We start from the raw sequence: 18,193 nt of genomic DNA on the forward strand, positions 1-18,193 counted from the left end.
ACATGAGTCCATTGGGACTGAAGAAAGTAAACACGCTTTTCTGACACGTCGAAACTGTCAGGGTTGACAGGTGACTGCCCATACAGTGCTTCACCTAAATGCAGCTCAAAAAAAACCCCGCCAGAGGCGGGGTCGAAAAAGGAGCTTTAACGGATGAAGAAAGAGCTCTATATCAAGTCAGCGCGTTTCAGAACACGTACTGGGCACGGACGACGAAACCGTCGCCATCATCATCGCCATTGACGTTGGTGACCTTGTCGGTCTTAGCCTTGATGTAAGCACCGGTGATTTTCACCGCTTCGTTGGCGTACCAGTTCACGCCCAGGTTGTGCACCTTGGCTTCGGCATCGCCGACGTCACGGGTGGCGCTGGCGGTGGTGATGTTGTCGTCTTCGACGGTCATGCTGTCGAAGCGGTAGAACACTTCCCAGGCACCGATGGACTTGTTCTGAGGCTTGATGGCGTCGAACTTGCCGACTTTATAGCCGCGGGACTCACCGGTGAGGGTGTAGGCGCCCTGGACATAGAAGCCGTGGCCCTTGATGTCTTCGAAGCCGTCGGCATCAGCCTTGGTCTTGCGAGTGATGTATTCACCCTGGATCGACGCTGGGCCCATGGCGAAAGCGGCTTCCAGACCGAACGCGGTGTCACGGTCGTAGGAACCGGCCGGCGAGTTGTTGGCGCCGCCCAGTACCGGACGGTTACCGTTAGGGCCGGCGTCGTTGCCGCCGAGGGTTTCAACGCCACGCATGCCCAGGCGGGAACGATAACGTGCATCGAACACCGTGTCCGACACGTCACGGGAGGCGACGTTCAGACCGAAGTGCAGCACGTTGCCAGCTTCGTGCATCGGAGCGAAGACGAAGCGACCGTTGACTTGCTTGACGCTGTCGCCGTCGGTGTCGTCGGTGTCCTTGCTGAACACACCGGCCGAAGCATAGAACGAATCGGCGAAGGTGCTGGAGGCCTGGATGCCCAGGCCGTTCTGGTGGCTGTTGGTCCAGTCGATCAGGTCGTAGGCGGCGTTACGCTCAGGTGCGGTGACCCACTTGGAGCTGGTGGCTTTTTCCAGGCCGAAGTCGGGGTCGAAGCGACCGACCTTGATCGACACCGGCTTGAAGCCGTTGTAGGCCAGGGACGCTTCGTCGAAGTAGCCATTATCGGAGTCGCCACTGTTGTGGGACATGTCGTAGTTGATGGTGTAGGCCCAATCCGTGTACAGCACGCCGGACAGTTCCAAGAACGCACGGCGGATGTAAGCGGCATCGGCCGACTTGCCGTTGTCGGTGTAGATGCCATCGAACTGGCTGTAGTCAGCCTGCAAACGACCGCCGAGCTTGAAGCTGAACTCTTTGTCCGTGGTAGCGACCTCGAGGCCGCCCTTGGTTTTGACCACGATATCGGCGCCATCGGTGGTGACGGTGCCGGCGAAAGCCTGGGCGGTTACTGCCATTGCCAGTGCGCTGGCGGCAACACCTGCGAAGTGCTTACGGATCATCGAAGAATTCCCCTGTTGGTAGTCTATGCGTTAGAAAACACGCGGAACTGGGCCCGCTGGTGTTGGGAGGGGATCTTGGCGACCGGTTGTGTCAGGCGAGTTGCTATCACATAAAGATTTTATGACAGCGGAACTTTTTACTTCGAATGGGAATATCCAGCGCAACGGCAAGCCCCCATGTGGGAGCGAGCTTGCTCGCGATAGCGGCATATCAGTGACAGATTTGTTGCCTGATGCGCCGCCATCGCGAGCAAGCTCGCTCCCACAAAGGGAGGGGGTGATGTGTCAGGTGTCAGCGGATGTTTTTGCGACGCTCGGCGGCGAGTTTCTCGGCGAGGTGATCCAGGTCGGGAATCGGTGGTTGCGGCAGTTTTTTGAGGGTCGCCTGCATCAGGCGCATCTGACGGATGAAACGTCGGCAATTGGGGCAGAACATCAAGTGATGACGCACCATCAGGCGTTCACGAAAGCTCAATTGTCCATCGAGATAATCGCTGGAGCGCGCCACTTGTTCCTTGCAGGTCAGCATTCGCCGGTTTCCTCGAAATGTTCAACAGTCGCGAAGACCTTCAGTCGGGCACGATGCAACAGCACACGTACATTGGAGAGCGAAATACCCAGCAGATTACAGATTTCGTCCAGCTCCAGATCCTGCTGTTCCCGCAGGGTCAACACGCTGCCTTGCAGTTCCGACAGGCTGAGCAACGTGTGCTCCAGGCAATCACGCAATTCACTCATCGTGAGCAGCGCTTCGGGCGTGTCCTGGTGCCAGGCGAACGGCGCCAGCAGCCAATGGCCGTCAGCGGCGAAACGGTCATCGCCGAGGGTGCCGTGGGGGGCCGGGAGGTCATCGAGCAGCACTTCCCGCCGATTCTGCTTGTAGCGGCCCTTGGCGGCGTTCGCCGTGATGGTCAACAGCCAGGTCTTGAGGCTGGAACGCCCCTGGAAACCACTGAGATTGCGCACCACGGACAGCCAGGCGTCCTGCACCACTTCGTCGACATGGCGACTGCCGACGATGGCATAGGCCACGGCACGCATCGGGCTCTGGTAGGTGCTGACCAGTTCCCTGTAGGCCTGCTGTTCACCGGCCAGGAGGCGTTGGAGCAGGAGGGTGTCGTCGGTGACCGTCATTCAACATCCCATTGCCTGGAAGGACTGATGATTTTTCTGTGGCGAGGGGATTTATCCCCGCTGGGTTGCGAAGCGACCCTGATATCTGCCATTGCGGTGCAGCAGGATGTATTCATTGCCTGCTTTGGGGCTGCTACGCAGCCCAGCGGGGATAAATCCCCTCGCCACAATACATCCCATTGCCAGTCATCAGTGCTTACGCAAAATCACGCTGCCAATCGAATACCCGGCACCGAAGGAACTGAGGACGGCGACCGAGCCGCTGGGCAGGTCATCCTGGTATTTGTGGAACGCGATCACCGAACCAGCCGAACTGGTGTTGGCGTAGCGGTCGAGGATCACGGGGGCTTCCGCTTCGGTGGCTTCGCGCCCCAGCAGTTTGCGCACGATCAGGTGGTTCATGCTCAAGTTGGCCTGGTGCAGCCAGAAGCGTTTCACGTCGCCAACGTTCAGTTGGTTTTCTTCCAGATGGGTACCGATCAGTTCGGCCACCATTGGGCAAACGTCGCGGAACACCTTGCGACCTTCCTGGACGAACAGTTTGTCGCGGCTGCCGATCCCCTCTTCCGCGGCGCGGTTGAGGAAACCGAAGTTGTTGCGGATGTTATTGGAGAACTTGGTGAGCAGCTTGGTGCTGACCACGTCGAACTGATACGGCGAGGTCGCCAGGTCCGCCCGCTCGATGATCACGGCAGTGGCCGCGTCGCCGAAGATGAAGTGGCTATCGCGGTCGCGGAAATTCAAGTGGCCGGTGCACACTTCCGGGTTGACCATCAGGATCGCCCGGGCCTGACCCAGTTGCACACTGTTGGCCGCGGCCTGGATACCGAAGGTCGCCGAGGAACAGGCCACGTTCATGTCGAAACCGAAACCTTCGATGCCCAGGGCTTCCTGGACTTCGATGGCGATGGCCGGGTAGGCACGCTGCAGGTTGGAACAGGCGACGATCACGCCGTCGATGTCGGCGACCGTGCGGCCGGCGCGCTCAAGGGCCTGTTTCGCAGCGCCGACGGCCATTTCGCAGAGCACCGACCACTCATCGTTGGAGCGCTCGGGCAGGCGTGGGGTCATGCGTTGCGGATCGAGAATGCCGTCCTTGTCCATGACAAAGCGGCTCTTGATGCCCGAGGCCTTTTCGATGAACGCGGCGCTCGATTCGGTCAATGCCTCGACTTCACCCCGCTCGATGGCATCGGCGTTGTCGGCGTTGAATTGCGCGACATAGGTATTGAAAGATTGCACCAGCTCTTCGTTGGAGATGCTGTTGGCCGGGGTGTAAAGGCCGGTGCCGCTGATGACGACGTTATGCATGGGTCGTGTCTCTGATCTGTTCAGGCAGAAAGTATTGGCACCGACGTACCAATACACAAAGGGACTTTTCCCATCCGGGGAAGCAGCCCTGGCATCGCTTTATTCCGGATCCGCCCGTGGCCTTGAAGCTCAAAACCACGGAACCGGCATTTATAGGCGCGAAGTTTGCCATAAACGCTGGGGTTTGGCCCATTCTCCCTTACTGACGAAATAAAACACCCTGTGGGAGCGAGCCTGCTCGCGATAGCAGTTTGTCAGTGACCGATGTGGTGGCTGATACTCTGCTATCGCGAGCAGGCTCGCTCCCACAGGGGGTCATGGTGTCATCTGGATTTGATCAACCCTCCACCAACCCCCACTGCTTGCCCAGGCGCTTGTCGGAAATCGGCACCTTGGTGCCCAGTTGCTGGGCGAACAGTGACACTCGGTATTCCTCCAGCCACCAACGGTACAACTCCAGTTGCGGGTCACGCTTGCCTTCCTGGGCGTGTTTGCTGGCGCGGGCCTGGTATTGGGCCCAGAGGTTCGACAGTTCGCCGCTCCAGACCCGGTCTTTCTGCACCTGGCTGCCCAGCTTCTCGAAGCGTTGCTCGATGGCCTTGAGGTAGCGCGGCAACTCCTTGAGCCACTGATGCGGGGTTTCCCGCACGAAGCCCGGGTACACCAGGTGACTGAGCTGCTGCTTGATGTCGTTCAGCGCCACGGCCTGGGCCAGGTCGATCTTGCCCTTGAAGCGTTTTTGCAGGCCATGCCAGAGCTTGAGGATGTCCAGGGTCAGCTTCGCCAGGCGTTCGGCGTGTTCGGTCCAGCCGCCGCGCTTGCGCTCGGCCAGGGCAGCCAGGGCGGCGCCGTCGCGGGGCAGGCTCGCTTCACCTTCGAGCACACAGCTGTCGAGGCTGGCGAGCAGGATGTCTTCCACCAGGCCGTCGATGCGGCCCAAGTCGCGGTACAGCAGGCCCAGCTCCGTCAGCCCCGGCAGCTTGCCACGCAGGAACTTGGCCGATTCGGCCAATTGCTGCATGAGCAAGCGCTGCAAGGCGCGGCGATGCTGGAATTCGGCTTCGGCCGGGGTCGGGAAGCGCCCTTCCTTGACCACGCCACCCTCTTCCACCAGTGCCGGATAGACCGTCATCGACAGCCCGGCGATCTTCTGCTGGGTTTTCTCGGCCACCGGTGCGAAGACCTTCGCCTCCACCGGTGCCTGGCTTTTTGCCGTTTGCGGCACGGCCAAGGCCGCCTGGCTGGCCTCGGCAAAGCGTGCCGTCAGCTCGGCCAGGTCGCGGCCCTCGCCGAGGAACTTGCCCTGGCCGTCGACGATTTCCAGGTTCATGCGCAGATGGCTTTCCACCTGCTGGGCCGCTTCGGCCCAGGCTTCATCGCTGACCCGCGCCCCGGTCATGCGCAGCAACTCACGGCCCAGGGACTGCGGCAACGAGCCTTCGGCGAAGGTGATACGTTGCAGCGCCGCTTTGACGAAGTCCGGTACCGGCACGAAGTTCTTGCGCAGGGCCTTGGGCAGGTTGCGCACCAGGGCGATGCACTTGGCCTCGATCATCCCCGGCACCAGCCATTCCAGGCGCTCCGGCGGCAGCATCGGCAACAACGGCGCCGGCACGCGCAAGGTCACGCCGTCGCGGGGGTGGTTGGGCTCGAAGTGGTAGCTCAGCGGCAACGTCAGGTCGCCGACACGCAAGGTGTCGGGGTACTGCGTGGCGGTGACCTCGCTGGCCTCGCGGGCCAACACGTCTTCCTCGCGCATGATCAGCAATTGCGGGTCTTTCTGGCTGTTGATCCGGTACCAGCTGTCGAACGTCGCGGTCTGGTGGATCTCGGCCGGCAAACGGGCATCGTAGAACGCGAACAGGGTTTCCTCGTCCGCCAGGATGTCGCGGCGACGGGCCTTGGCTTCCAGTTCGTCGAGTTGCTCCAGCAAGCGGGTATTGGCGCCCAGGCACTTGGCCTTGGACTGGATCTCGCCGCGCACCAGCGCCTCGCGGATGAACAGCTCACGGGACACCACCGGGTCCACCGGACCGTAGTGCACCGGCCGCCGGCCGACGACGATGAGCCCGAACAGGGTGATCTGCTCATAGGCCACCACTTGCCCGCGCTTCTTCTCCCAATGGGGTTCGAAGTGGTTTTTCTTGATCAGGTGTCCGGCCAGCGGCTCGATCCAGTCCGGCTCGATCTTGGCCACCATACGCGCGTACAACTTGGTGGTTTCCACCAACTCGGCGGTCATCAGCCACTGCGGCCGCTTCTTGCCCAGGCCCGACGAGGGGTGGACCCAGAACCGCCGCTGGCGAGCACCGAGGTAATCACCCTCTTCGGTTTTCTGGCCGATCTGACTGAGTAAGCCCGAGAGCACCGCTTTGTGCAGTTTCGGGTAATCCGCCGATTCTTTATTGAGGCTCAACTGCATGTCGCGGCAGATCAGGCTCAACTGGCGATGGGAGTCACGCCATTCGCGCAGGCGCAGGTAATTGAGGAAGTTCTTGCGGCACCAGTTGCGCAGCGGGCTGGCGGTCAAGGCCTGGCGCTGCTCTTCGAAACCGCGCCACAGGTTGACCAGCCCGGCGAAGTCCGAATCCGGGTCCTTCCACTGGGCGTGGGCCTGGTCGGCGGCCTGCTGACGCTCCGGCGGACGTTCGCGCGGGTCCTGGATCGACATGGCGCTGGCGACGATCAACACTTCCTGCAAGCTGCCCAGCTTCGCCGCTTCCAGCAGCATGCGGCCCATGCGCGGGTCCACCGGCAGGCGCGCCAACTGCCGACCGAGCGGGGTCAGCTGACTGTTGCGGTCTACCGCCGAGAGTTCTTGCAGCAGGTTGAAACCGTCGCTGATGGCCTTGCCGTCCGGCGGCTCGATGAACGGGAAATCGGTGATCTCGCCGAGGCGCAGGTGCAGCATCTGCAGGATCACCGCCGCCAGGTTGGTGCGCAGGATCTCGGGATCGGTGAACTCCGGCCGCCCAAGAAAATCTTCCTCGCTGTACAACCGCACGCAAATCCCCGGCTCGACCCGCCCGCAACGCCCCTTGCGCTGGTTGGCGCTGGCCTGGGAAATGGCTTCGATGGGTAGGCGCTGGACCTTGGCCCGGTAGCTGTAGCGGCTGATGCGCGCGGTACCGCTGTCGATCACGTAGCGAATGCCCGGCACCGTCAGCGAGGTTTCGGCGACGTTGGTCGCCAGCACCACGCGACGGCCCGGGTGGGACTGGAAGATCCGCTGCTGTTCGGCCGGCGACAACCGCGCATACAGCGGCAGGATCTCGGTGTGCTTGAGCTGGGCCTTGCGCAGCATCTCCGCCGCGTCGCGAATCTCCCGCTCGCCCGGCAGAAACACCAGCACATCCCCAGGACTGCGACGCTCGCTGCGCTCGTAGGCGGCGATTTCATCGAGGGTGGCGAGGATCGCCTGGTCGACGGTCAAGTCGTCCTCGACCCGGTTGCCCTCCTCGTCCTGCTCCAGGGTCAGCGGGCGATACCAGGTGTCCACCGGGAAGGTGCGGCCCGAGACTTCCACGATGGGCGCGTCATCGAAGTGCTTGGAGAAACGCTCCAGGTCGATGGTCGCCGAGGTGATGATCACCTTGAGGTCCGGGCGGCGCGGCAGCAGGGTCTTGAGGTAGCCCAGCAGAAAGTCGATGTTCAGGCTGCGTTCGTGGGCTTCGTCGACGATGATCGTGTCGTAGCGCTCGAGGTAGCGATCGTTCTGGGTCTCGGCCAGCAGGATGCCGTCGGTCATCAGCTTGATCAGGGTGTTGGCGTCGCTCTGGTCCTCGAAGCGCACCTGATAACCCACCAGCGCCCCCAACGGCGTGGCCAGTTCTTCGGCGACACGGCTCGCGACGCTGCGGGCGGCGATCCGGCGCGGTTGGGTGTGGCCGATCAAGCCGTGCTGGCCGCGACCGATTTCCAGGCAGATCTTCGGCAACTGCGTGGTTTTGCCCGACCCGGTCTCGCCGGCGATGATCAGCACCTGATGCTTGAGCAATGCCTGCTTGATTTCGTCGCGCTTGGCGGCGATCGGCAGATTGTCGTCATAGCGGATCACCGGCAGGCTCGCCTTGCGCGCCAGCACCTGGTCGCACGACGCCTGCATGCGCGTCACCCACTGGGCCAGCTTGGCCTCGTCGGGCTTCTTGCGCAGCTCGAGCAGTTGGCGCCGCAACCTGTGACGGTCGGCGAGCATGGCGTGGTCGAGGTTTTTCAGCAGCTTGTCGATAGCGGGGGCTTGGTCAGTCATCAGGTACGCAAGGGTCGTCGGTTTATGCAGGGGCGGATTGTCGCAGATTTGCGCGCGCGGCGCCGACACATGGCAGTCTGCCCCGCGGTTCCCTTGTGGGAGCGAGCCTGCTCGCGATGGCGGTGTGTCAGTCGACATTAATGCTGGCTGATCCACCGCCATCGCGAGCAGGCTCGCTCCCACAGGGTTTTGCGCAGAGTTAGGGGTTACTCACTGTCCAGGTCCTTGCGCCGATACGGGAACACATCGATCACCTTCCCCGCCCGGATCGCCTCTTGCAGGCTTTTCCAGTAGTCGGCGTTGTACAGCTCGCCATGCAACTGGTCGAACAGCTTGCGCTGCCCGGCGTCGGCGAACAGGAACGGAGGGAATTCTTCGGGGAACACGTCCAGCGGCCCGATGGAATACCAGGGCTCGGAGGCCATTTCATCTTCCGGGGTGCGGGGCTCGGGGATGTGGCGGAAATTGGCTTCGGTGAGAAAGCAGATTTCATCGTAGTCGTAGAACACCACCCGACCGTGGCGGGTCACGCCGAAGTTCTTGAGCAGCATGTCGCCGGGGAAGATATTGGCCGCCGCCAGTTGCTTGATCGCCAGACCGTAGTCTTCCAGCGCCTCGCGCACCTGGTCCGGGTTGGCGTTTTCCAGGTAGAGGTTCAGGGGCGTCATCCGGCGTTCGGTCCAGCAGTGCCGGATCAGCACCGTCTCGCCTTCCACCGACACCGTGGACGGCGCCACTTCCAACAGTTCCTCCAGGCAGGCCGGCTCGAATTTGCTCAGGGGAAAGCGGAAATCGGCGAACTCCTGGGTATCGGCCATGCGCCCGACCCGGTCGACGCTTTTCACCAGTCGGTACTTCTCGATCACCGTGGCCCGGTCGACGTTTTTCGACGGCGAGAAGCGGTCCTTGATGATCTTGAACACCGTGTTGAAGCCCGGCAGGGTGAACACGCTCATGACCATCCCGCGCACGCCGGGGGCCATGATGAACTGGTCGTCGGTGTTCGCCAGGTGGTTGATCAGCGCCCGGTAGAACTCGGACTTGCCATGCTTGTAGAAGCCGATGGAGGTGTACAACTCGGCGATGTGCTTGCCCGGCAGGATGCGCTTGAGAAAGCCGATGAATTCCGCCGGCACCGGCACGTCCACCATGAAGTACGAGCGGGTGAACGAGAAGATGATCGACACCTGCGCCTCGTCGGTGATCAGCGCATCGATCTGGATACCCCGGCCCTCGCGGTGCAGCAGCGGGATCACCAGCGGCCATTGGTCGTCGCGGGTGAAGATCCGGCCCACCAGGTAGGCGCCCTTGTTACGGTAGAGCACCGAGGAAAACAACTCCACCGTCAGTTCCGGGTCCTTGCAGACCCAGTCCGGCAGGTTCTCGCGCAACTGCGCTTCGAGGCGTTGCAGGTCGCCTGGCAGGTCGCCGTAGTCCTCGCTGAACCGGTAGTCGGCGAACACGCTCGCCAGCATCCGGTCCAACTGCCCCTGGGGCTTGTAGGTGCGGGTCTGGGCGGCACGGGCCCGGCGCAGGCTGGGGCGGGTGGTGTGGATGAACATGGTGCCGTCGCTGATCAGATCGTGGCTGAACAGCCCGCAGAAGATCGAGTTGTACCAGGTTTCCGACAGTTCATCGTCGAAGCGCAGGTCGATCAGGCTGATGTAGGCGCTTTTGACCAGCGGCCAGCAGCCCACATCCATCAGCGTTTCGTCATCGAAGGCCTTGTGCAGCCTGGCGACGGTTTCGAAGACTTTTTCTTCATACAAATTGATCCGCGCCGCCGACGCCGCTTGGGCCTCCAGCCACAGGGCCTGCTCGAACCGGGCGCGAGCGCCGTCGGTGATCTGCCGGAAATGCTCACGGTAATCGTCGAAGCCGTCGAGGATCGAACGGGCGATTTCGAGAGCGGGCCATGGCTGCGGCATAGGGTAAACCTCGGCGGGTCATGCTTGTTATTGGCGACTGAGCTTAGAGGCCAATCACGCGCCAACGCAACCATTGCCATCGCTATGCAGGGCGGCGACACTTGCCACCCCATCAAGGAAGGAGTGGCTCGTGAACCTCGTCGATATCCTGCGTTTACTGTCATTGGCCGCCATCTGGGGGGCCAGCTTCCTGTTCATGCGCATCATCGCCCCCGTCATTGGCACCCTCCCCACTGCATTCTTTCGTGTGTCCATCGCCTTCGTCGGGCTGCTGGCGATCCTGGCCCTGATGCGCGTCGACTGGAATTTTCGCGGCAAGCTCAAAGTCGTGATGGTGCTGGGCCTGATCAACTCGGGCATTCCGGCTACCTTTTATTCGCTGGCGGCCCAGGTGCTCCCGGCCGGTTATTCGGCGATTTTCAATGCCACCACGCCATTGATGGGGGTGTTGATCGGCGGCTTGTTCTTCAGCGAACAATTGACCCTGGCCAAGGTCAGCGGCGTCTTCCTGGGGCTGCTCGGCGTTGGCATCCTGACCCGCGCCGGCCCGGTGGCCTTCGACCTGCAACTGTTGATGGGCGCCCTCGCCTGCCTGCTGGCCACGACCTGCTACGGCTTTGCCGGTTTCCTCACCCGACGCTGGCTCGATCACCAAGGAGGCCTGGACAGCCGCCTCTCGGCCCTGGGCAGCATGTTCGGTGCCACGGTGTTCTTGCTGCCGCTGTTTGGTTACAGCGTCATCAGCCAGCCGCCGGCCAGCTGGGGTGGCTGGAGCGTCTGGTTGTCACTGCTGGGCCTGGGCCTGGTGTGCACGGCCCTGGCGTATATTCTTTACTTCCGCTTGCTCAGTTCCATCGGCCCGGTCAAATCCATGACCGTGACGTTCCTGATCCCGCCGTTCGGCGTGTTGTGGGGGGCGTTGCTGCTGGATGAGCCGTTGGGGATGGCGCATTTGTATGGCGGGGTGTTGATTGCGGCGGCGTTGTGGCTGGTGTTGAAACCTGGGGTGGTGAAACCGGCTGAAGCGCCTGCCCGGTAGTTCATCGGTGTGGCTGAATAGGCCATCGCGAGCAAGCTCGCTCCCACAGAGGGCTGCGCATAACCCTGTGGGAGCGAGCTCGCTCGCGATGGCGGTGGTACAACCAGCGAACAGCTAAAGGCTAGCGGCTCTTACGAAACACAAACACCAACCCCACGATGATCAGCGCCATGCCCAGCAAGCTCAACAACGCCAGCCGGTTGCCGAACACCAGGTAGTCCATGATCGCCGTCACCGCCGGCATCAGGTAGAACAGGCTGGTGACATTGACCAGGTTGCCACGGGCAATCAAACGGTACAGCAGCAACGTCGCCAGCACCGACACCACCAGCCCCATCCACAACACCGGCACGAAGAACCCCGTGCTGTATTCGAAGTGAAACGGCTGGAACGGCACGAACGCCGCGCACAACACCAACCCGGCCAGGTACTGCACCGGCAGCGTGCCCAGTGGGTTGTCGGTGATGCGCTTCTGCATGATGGAACCGGCCGTCATGCTCACCAGTGCCAGCAACCCGCACACCATCCCTGTCAGGGACATGCCGGCCAGGCCGATGCCCTGGTACACCACCATGACCAACCCGACCAAGCCCAGCACCAGGCCGAACATCCGCGACCAGGAACGCTGACGTTCCATGAGCACCACGGTCAGGATCGGTTGCACGCCCATCAGGGTGGCCATGACCCCGGGCGTGACACTCATTTGCAGCGCCAGCAGATAAAAAATCTGATAGGCGCCCAGCAGCACCAGCCCGGTGGTCACCGCGTACAGCATCGGCTTGCCGGTCTTGGGCAGCTTGAACTTGAGCACGGGGATCAACAGCACCAACGCGAACAGCGCGATGGCAAAACGGATCAGCAAAAAGGCGAAGGGGGAAGCGTGGGCCAGGCCCAGCTTGGAAAAAATCGCCCCGCTGCTCCACAGCAAAACGAACAGGCTCGTGGAAGCCGCCGCCAATAAGGCGTTTTTGGAAAGGGAAAACATGGATACCACCTGTAGTCAGGCAAAAAGCCAACTCAGCCGAAGCTGAAGTCCAGTAGTTTTTTTCAGGCGGGCACAGGGGATGGCAACCGTTGCCGATCAGCCCTGAATGCCAACACCCGGCGGTGATACGACGGCGTACACCGATGAGCTACTGACAGGTGGGGGGTATTGACCGATCTGCACAGGCTGCTGATTCCCACACGGCACGACGCCAGCGTTGAACGCTGGAACCACGACCGCGATGACAGGGGATGCAGGCATGAGCCGATCTCTTGAAGGGTGGGTTCGAAAACCCGAAGAGCGCTGACTATAACCAGCACTCGATGGACTACGCAATATTTAAACGAACAACCAATAGCCAAGCGCCGTCAGCACCGCCACCGCCAACACCGGCCGCATCACCCGGTAGGCCTTGGGATGCTTGCGTTTGAACTGTTTGACCCGGCCGCTGATGCCGTCACTGAACGTCTTGCTCCAGGCATAGGCCCGGTTGATGCCGCCGACGTGTTCATCCTCCAGGTTCTGCGGCGCGGTGGCGCGGCCGAGAAACGCACTGATGCTGCGGTTGAGGCGGGTCATCAGCCGGCTTTTCAGGGGCCGCTCGACATCGCAGAACAGGATTACACGGGTCTGTGGGGTTTCGTTCTTGACCCAGTGCACATAGGTTTCATCGAACATGACGTCTTCGCCGTCGCGCCAGGCGTAGATCTGACCGTCGACGAAGATCCGGCAGTCATCGGAATTGGGCGTGGACAGCCCCAGGTGATAACGCAACGAACCGGCGAAGGGGTCTCGATGGGGATTCAGATGGCTGCCACCGGGCAACAGGGCAAACATCGCACCCCGGACGTTGGGAATCCGGCTGACCAGCTCGACCGTCCTAGGGCAGAGCAACTCGGCCGACGGCAGCGGTTTGTCGTACCACTTGAGGTAGAAACGCTTCCACCCCTTCTTGAAGAACGAGCCGAAACCGGCGTCGTTATTCTTCTCGGCGGCACGAATGTAACCCTCGTCGAACAAATGCATGGCCTCGTCGCGAATGACTTGCCAGTTGTCCTTGAGCACATCCAGCTCGGGGAATCTGCTGCGATCCAGGTAAGGTTTCGAAGGCACGCCGGAGAACAGGTACATCAAGGCGTTATAGGGGGCGAACAGCGCCGAGTGATTGACGAACTGGCGCAATACCGGCAAGCGTGCCTTGCCACGCAAATGCACATAAAGCGTACTGCCCAGAAACAGCAGCAACACCGAGGCCTTGGCGACAAACGAAACGGTCATTTCATAACTCCTTGTCCAAAACAACTACGCAACGCCATCAGCCCGACGCAGCGGCCGGCCATGTTACAGATCGTGGCCAGGCCAGGGAACCGCCCGGCACGACATTCACTGTTGAGGATTACGCAACAATGTCCTTCTTAACATGCACGGCCTGAACCTTGGCTGACGCTGATCAACTTCCTGCTCACCACAACAAGGTCCCTCCACCCTCGAAGTCCATTCACCGTTACTGCTGAGTCTCTTGCTCGGTAAACAGATCACTGAACAACATGCTCGACAAGTACCGCTCGCCCGAATCCGGCAGGATCACGACGATGGTCTTGCCCTGCATTTCCGGTTTTTCCGCCAGGCGCACAGCCACGGCCATCGCCGCCCCACAGGAAATCCCGCAGAGGATGCCCTCCTCCTGCATCAAGCGCAGGGCCATGGCCTTGGACTCCTCGTCAGTGACCCGTTCGACCAGGTCGACGATCGACAGGTCGAGGTTCTTCGGCACGAACCCGGCACCGATTCCCTGGATCTTGTGGGGGCTGGGCTTGATCTCATGGCCCGCCATCGCCTGGGTAATCACTGGCGAAACCTCGGGCTCGACCGCCACCGACAAGATCGGTTTGCCACAGGTGTTCTTGATATACCGCGAAACCCCGGTAATGGTTCCGCCGGTGCCCACGCCCGCCACCAGCACATCCACTGCGCCGTCGGTGTCGTTCCAGATTTCCGGGCCGGTGGTTTTTTCGTGGATCGCCGGGTTCGCCGGGTTATCGAACTGCTGCGGCATGAAGTATTTGGAAGGGTCGCTGGCCAGGATCTCGGCGGCCTTCTCGATGGCCCCCTTCATGCCCTTCGCCGGTTCGGTGAGCACCAGCTCCGCCCCCAGGGCCTTGAGTACCTTGCGGCGCTCGATGCTCATGGAGGCCGGCATGGTCAGCATCAGTTTGTAGCCACGGGCGGCGGCCACGAACGCCAGGCCGATCCCGGTGTTGCCCGAGGTCGGTTCGACGATGGTCATGCCCGGTTTGAGTTTGCCCGAGCTTTCAGCGTCCCAGATCATGTTCGCGCCGATCCGGCACTTGACCGAATACCCTGGGTTGCGCCCCTCGATCTTGGCCAGGATGGTCACACCGCGCGGGGCAATGCGGTTGATCTGCACCAGTGGCGTATTGCCGATGGAATGGGCGTTGTCAGCGAATATACGACTCATGGCTGGGTCCTTGATGCGGCGAGAATTTAAGCCTTTAAAGGTATGCCTGTTGCCCACGGGCGTCCAGTTGCACCGAACGTTCCCGTTGTTGCGACAGTCAATGGCATTAGAAGGCGCTCCCCCAACAAACGCTGGAGACTGACTGACATGAAGCGTCGATATCGCTGGCCACTGTGGGTGTTCGCCACCCTCGTCGCGGTGCTGGTGGCCCTGCATTTCGCCCTGCCTTACCTGGTACGCGACTACCTGAACGATAAACTGGCCAATATGGGCGATTATCGCGGCCGGATCACCGACGTGGACCTGGCCCTGTGGCGCGGTGCCTACCGGATCAACGGCCTGGAAATCGTCAAGGTCGACGGCAAGGTCCCGGTGCCGTTCGTCACCGCACCGCTGGTGGACCTGTCGGTGAGCTGGCACTCGCTGTGGTACGACCACGCGGTGGTGGCCGAGGTGGAATTCGCCCGCCCCGAGGTGAACTTCGTCGACGGCGGAGCCAACCGGCAGAACTCCCAGACCGGCCGGGGCACCAATTGGCGCGAGCAACTGGGCAAACTGCTGCCCATCACCTTCAACGAAGTGCGTATCAGGGATGGCAAGGTCACCTTTCGCAATTTCAACTCCAAGCCACCGGTCAACCTGCAGGCCACCGACGTCAACGCCAGCTTCTACAACCTGACCAACGTGGTCGACACCCAAGGCAAGCGCGACGCCCGCTTCGAGGGTAAAGCCCTGGTAGCCGAACATGCGCCCCTGGAAATGCAAGCCACCTTCGACCCCTTGAGCAATTTCGAAGATTTCGATTTCCGCCTGCGGGCCACGAACATCGAACTCAAGCGCCTGAACGACTTCGCCGCCGCCTATGGCAAGTTCGATTTCAATGCCGGCCACGGCGACCTGGTGGTCGAGGCCGAAGCCGACAACGCCCGACTCAGCGGCTACATCAAGCCACTGCTGCGTGATGTCGACGTGTTCGATTGGCAGCAGGACGTGGAAAACAAGAACAAGAACATCTTCCGCTCGGTCTGGGAAGCGCTGGTCGGCACGGGTGAGACAGCCCTCAAGAACCAGCGCAAGAACCAGTTCGCCACCCGGGTGGAACTCAGCGGCAATGTCCACCAGCAGAATATCAGCGCCTTCGAAGCTTTCCTGCAGATCCTGCGCAACGGTTTCGTCCAGGCCTTCAACGCCCGTTATGAACAGCCACCGCCTTCGACCGACTAGGCCCGTGGCGAGGGGATTTATCCCCTCGCCACGGGAGTGGGTAGTCCCCATCGAAATACGCCAAGACTGAGTCAACATGTGACGCCCCATTCAGAGACTGAATACAGCGTCTGCGTTCACAGTCGGCGGGGCCTCGCGTTATAGTCGGGCACGATATCTATTTCGTGCGCCCCGCCTCGCCAGGCCGGCGACACCGTTCGAGGAATTGCAGATGAAGTTCGAAGGCACCAGCGCCTATGTGGCCACCGATGACCTGAAACTGGCCGTGAACGCCGCCATTACCCTGGAGCGGCCGTTGCTGGTCAAGGGCGAACCGGGCACCGGCAAGACCATGCTGGCCGAGCAACTGGCCGAGTCCTTCGGCGCGCGCCTGATCACCTGGCACATCAAGTCCACCACCAAGGCTCACCAGGGCCTATACGAGTACGACGCGGTCAGCCGCCTGCGGGACTCGCAACTGGGCGTGGACAAGGTCCACGACGTGCGCAACTACCTGAAGAAGGGCAAGCTCTGGGAAGCGTTCGAGTCCGAAGAGCGGGTGATCCTGCTGATCGACGAAATCGACAAGGCCGATATCGAGTTCCCCAACGACCTGTTGCAGGAACTCGACAAGATGGAGTTCTACGTCTACGAGACCGATGAAACCATCAAGGCCAAGCAGCGCCCGATCATCATCATTACCTCCAACAACGAAAAGGAACTGCCGGACGCCTTCCTGCGCCGCTGCTTCTTCCACTACATCGCCTTCCCGGACCGCGTCACCCTGCAGAAAATCGTCGATGTGCATTACCCGGACATCAAGAAGGACCTGGTCAGCGAAGCGCTGGACGTGTTCTTCGACGTGCGCAAGGTGCCGGGCCTGAAGAAAAAGCCCTCCACTTCCGAACTGGTGGACTGGCTCAAGCTGCTGATGGCCGACAACATTGGCGAAGCGGTGCTGCGCGAGCGTGATCCGACCAAGGCCATCCCGCCGCTGGCCGGCGCCCTGGTCAAGAACGAGCAGGACGTGCAACTGCTCGAGCGCCTGGCGTTCATGAGCCGTCGCGGCACCCGCTGATCCTCTTCGTCCAACAAGAGCGAGGGCGATTGCCATGCTGCTTAATCTGTTCAACGAGATGCGTGCCGCCAAGGTGCCCGTGTCGGTGCGTGAACTGCTGGATCTGATCAACGCGCTGAAACAGCGGGTGATCTTCGCCGACATGGACGAGTTCTATTACCTGTCCCGGGCGATTCTGGTAAAGGACGAACGGCATTTCGACAAGTTCGACCGGGCGTTCGCTGCGTACTTCAACGGCCTGGAGAAACTCGACGACCACCTCCAGGCGTTGATTCCCGAGGACTGGCTGCGCAAGGAATTCGAGCGCTCGCTGACCGATGAGGAACGGGCACAGATCCAGTCCCTGGGCGGCCTGGACAAGCTGATCGAAGAGTTCAAGAAACGCCTGGAAGAACAGAAGGAACGCCATGCCGGTGGCAACAAGTGGATCGGCACCGGCGGCACCAGCCCGTTCGGCTCCGGCGGCTTCAATCCCGAGGGCATTCGGGTCGGCGACGCCGGCAAGCGCCAGGGCAAGGCCGTGAAGGTCTGGGACCAACGCGAGTACAAGAACCTGGACGACCAGGTGGAGCTGGGCACCCGTAACATCAAGATCGCCCTGCGCCGGCTGCGCAAGTTCGCCCGCCAGGGCGCGGCCGAAGAGTTGGACATCGACGGCACCATCGACCACACCGCCCGGGACGCCGGCCTCTTGAACATCCAGATGCGCCCGGAGCGACGCAACACCGTCAAGTTGCTCCTGCTGTTCGACATCGGCGGTTCGATGGATGCCCACGTGAAGATCTGCGAAGAACTGTTCTCGGCCTGCAAGACCGAGTTCAAGCACCTGGAGTACTTCTACTTCCACAACTTCGTCTACGAATCGGTGTGGAAGAACAACCTGCGCCGCACTTCCGAGCGCACCTCGACCCAGGATTTGCTGCACAAGTACGGTGCCGACTACAAAGTGATCTTCATCGGCGACGCCGCCATGGCCCCCTATGAAATCACCCAGGCCGGCGGCAGCGTCGAACACTGGAACGAAGAAGCCGGTTATGTGTGGATGCAGCGCTTCATGGAGAAGTACAAGAAGCTCATCTGGATCAATCCGTACCCCAAGGACACCTGGGGTTACACCGCCTCGACCAACATCGTGCGCGAGTTGGTGGAAGACCGGATGTATCCGCTGACCTTGCGGGGGTTGGAGGAAGGGATGCGGTTTCTTTCCAAGTGATCTTTGGCGCCCTTTTAGGGCCTCATCGCGAACAAGCTCGCTCCCACACTGGATCTTCGTCACACTGAAGACCCCC

At 61.3% G+C, this 18,193-nt stretch carries 13 protein-coding genes; 4 read left to right on the top strand and 9 right to left on the bottom strand.

What is annotated here, in order from left to right; genetic code table 11:
* Nucleotides 1-187: 187 nt before the first annotated feature.
* The 6 genes from BLQ55_RS15330 to aceK all read right to left on the bottom strand — a co-directional run bounded on the left by BLQ55_RS15330 (nucleotide 188) and on the right by aceK (nucleotide 10,120).
* On the bottom strand, nucleotides 188-1,498 hold the full coding sequence (locus BLQ55_RS15330; RefSeq protein WP_092254942.1) for an OprO/OprP family phosphate-selective porin: 1,311 nt from the start codon (nucleotides 1,496-1,498) through the stop codon (nucleotides 188-190).
* A gap of 292 nt (nucleotides 1,499-1,790) precedes the next feature.
* The gene (locus tag BLQ55_RS15335; protein ID WP_018607575.1) at nucleotides 1,791-2,027 is read right to left on the bottom strand and encodes an anti-sigma factor family protein; all 237 of its coding nucleotides are present in this window, start codon (nucleotides 2,025-2,027) and stop codon (nucleotides 1,791-1,793) included.
* The gene (locus tag BLQ55_RS15340; RefSeq protein WP_092254945.1) at nucleotides 2,021-2,632 is read right to left on the bottom strand and encodes an RNA polymerase sigma factor; all 612 of its coding nucleotides are present in this window, start codon (nucleotides 2,630-2,632) and stop codon (nucleotides 2,021-2,023) included. The genes BLQ55_RS15335 and BLQ55_RS15340 overlap by 7 nt, the downstream gene beginning before the upstream one ends.
* A gap of 189 nt (nucleotides 2,633-2,821) precedes the next feature.
* On the bottom strand, nucleotides 2,822-3,943 hold the full coding sequence (locus BLQ55_RS15345) for a beta-ketoacyl-ACP synthase III (RefSeq protein ID WP_092254948.1): 1,122 nt from the start codon (nucleotides 3,941-3,943) through the stop codon (nucleotides 2,822-2,824).
* Nucleotides 3,944-4,280: 337 nt separating this feature from the next.
* Nucleotides 4,281-8,192, bottom strand: a complete 3,912-nt coding sequence (hrpA, locus tag BLQ55_RS15350) for an ATP-dependent RNA helicase HrpA (protein ID WP_092255081.1) — start codon at nucleotides 8,190-8,192, stop codon at nucleotides 4,281-4,283.
* 206 nt (nucleotides 8,193-8,398) lie between these two features.
* On the bottom strand, nucleotides 8,399-10,120 hold the full coding sequence (aceK, locus tag BLQ55_RS15355; RefSeq protein WP_092204647.1) for a bifunctional isocitrate dehydrogenase kinase/phosphatase: 1,722 nt from the start codon (nucleotides 10,118-10,120) through the stop codon (nucleotides 8,399-8,401).
* 130 nt (nucleotides 10,121-10,250) lie between these two features.
* Here aceK and BLQ55_RS15360 point away from each other — a divergent pair, with 130 nt between their 5' ends.
* Nucleotides 10,251-11,159, top strand: coding sequence for a DMT family transporter (locus tag BLQ55_RS15360; protein WP_092204648.1), 909 nt, complete (start codon nucleotides 10,251-10,253; stop codon nucleotides 11,157-11,159).
* Nucleotides 11,160-11,280: 121 nt separating this feature from the next.
* Here the strand turns inward: BLQ55_RS15360 and BLQ55_RS15365 are convergent, their stop codons facing one another.
* The 3 genes from BLQ55_RS15365 to cysK all read right to left on the bottom strand — a co-directional run bounded on the left by BLQ55_RS15365 (nucleotide 11,281) and on the right by cysK (nucleotide 14,623).
* Entirely contained in the window at nucleotides 11,281-12,144 is an 864-nt protein-coding gene (locus BLQ55_RS15365; protein ID WP_092254951.1) for a DMT family transporter, read from the bottom strand.
* Nucleotides 12,145-12,483: 339 nt separating this feature from the next.
* Complete coding sequence (locus BLQ55_RS15370; protein WP_092254954.1) at nucleotides 12,484-13,422, bottom strand: aspartyl/asparaginyl beta-hydroxylase domain-containing protein; 939 nt, start codon at nucleotides 13,420-13,422, stop codon at nucleotides 12,484-12,486.
* Nucleotides 13,423-13,648: 226 nt separating this feature from the next.
* Nucleotides 13,649-14,623 (bottom strand): cysteine synthase A, encoded by a 975-nt coding sequence (gene cysK, locus BLQ55_RS15375; protein WP_092204651.1) that lies wholly within the window; start codon nucleotides 14,621-14,623, stop codon nucleotides 13,649-13,651.
* Between the two features lie 147 nt (nucleotides 14,624-14,770).
* On the opposite strand from cysK, the gene BLQ55_RS15380 reads away from it, so the two are divergent.
* The 3 genes from BLQ55_RS15380 (at nucleotide 14,771) to BLQ55_RS15390 (ending at nucleotide 18,117) form a co-directional block, all read left to right on the top strand.
* Complete coding sequence (locus BLQ55_RS15380; protein ID WP_092254957.1) at nucleotides 14,771-15,847, top strand: DUF748 domain-containing protein; 1,077 nt, start codon at nucleotides 14,771-14,773, stop codon at nucleotides 15,845-15,847.
* A gap of 211 nt (nucleotides 15,848-16,058) precedes the next feature.
* Nucleotides 16,059-16,904 carry an AAA family ATPase gene (locus BLQ55_RS15385; RefSeq protein WP_003184225.1) on the top strand — a complete coding sequence of 282 codons (846 nt, stop codon included), beginning with the start codon at nucleotides 16,059-16,061 and terminating at the stop codon, nucleotides 16,902-16,904.
* A gap of 34 nt (nucleotides 16,905-16,938) precedes the next feature.
* Nucleotides 16,939-18,117: a vWA domain-containing protein gene (locus tag BLQ55_RS15390; RefSeq protein WP_003198888.1), complete on the top strand. Its 1,179-nt coding sequence runs from the start codon at nucleotides 16,939-16,941 to the stop codon at nucleotides 18,115-18,117.
* Nucleotides 18,118-18,193: the final 76 nt, after the last annotated feature.

The organism is Pseudomonas sp. NFACC13-1 (assembly GCF_900104425.1).
GTDB classification, from domain to species: Bacteria; Pseudomonadota; Gammaproteobacteria; order Pseudomonadales; family Pseudomonadaceae; genus Aquipseudomonas; species Aquipseudomonas fluorescens_AA.

Bases quoted from the DNA above. Each gene is read 5' to 3' on its own strand.
- BLQ55_RS15330 (WP_092254942.1), bottom strand. From the start codon at position 1,498: ATGATCCGTAAGCACTTCGCAGGTGTTGCCGCCAGCGCACTGGCAATG.
- BLQ55_RS15335 (WP_018607575.1), bottom strand. From the start codon at position 2,027: ATGCTGACCTGCAAGGAACAAGTGGCGCGCTCCAGCGATTATCTCGAT.
- BLQ55_RS15340 (WP_092254945.1), bottom strand. From the start codon at position 2,632: ATGACGGTCACCGACGACACCCTCCTGCTCCAACGCCTCCTGGCCGGT.
- BLQ55_RS15345 (WP_092254948.1), bottom strand. From the start codon at position 3,943: ATGCATAACGTCGTCATCAGCGGCACCGGCCTTTACACCCCGGCCAAC.
- hrpA (WP_092255081.1), bottom strand. From the start codon at position 8,192: ATGACTGACCAAGCCCCCGCTATCGACAAGCTGCTGAAAAACCTCGAC.
- aceK (WP_092204647.1), bottom strand. From the start codon at position 10,120: ATGCCGCAGCCATGGCCCGCTCTCGAAATCGCCCGTTCGATCCTCGAC.
- BLQ55_RS15365 (WP_092254951.1), bottom strand. From the start codon at position 12,144: ATGTTTTCCCTTTCCAAAAACGCCTTATTGGCGGCGGCTTCCACGAGC.
- BLQ55_RS15370 (WP_092254954.1), bottom strand. From the start codon at position 13,422: ATGACCGTTTCGTTTGTCGCCAAGGCCTCGGTGTTGCTGCTGTTTCTG.
- cysK (WP_092204651.1), bottom strand. From the start codon at position 14,623: ATGAGTCGTATATTCGCTGACAACGCCCATTCCATCGGCAATACGCCA.
- BLQ55_RS15380 (WP_092254957.1), top strand. From the start codon at position 14,771: ATGAAGCGTCGATATCGCTGGCCACTGTGGGTGTTCGCCACCCTCGTC.
- BLQ55_RS15385 (WP_003184225.1), top strand. From the start codon at position 16,059: ATGAAGTTCGAAGGCACCAGCGCCTATGTGGCCACCGATGACCTGAAA.
- BLQ55_RS15390 (WP_003198888.1), top strand. From the start codon at position 16,939: ATGCTGCTTAATCTGTTCAACGAGATGCGTGCCGCCAAGGTGCCCGTG.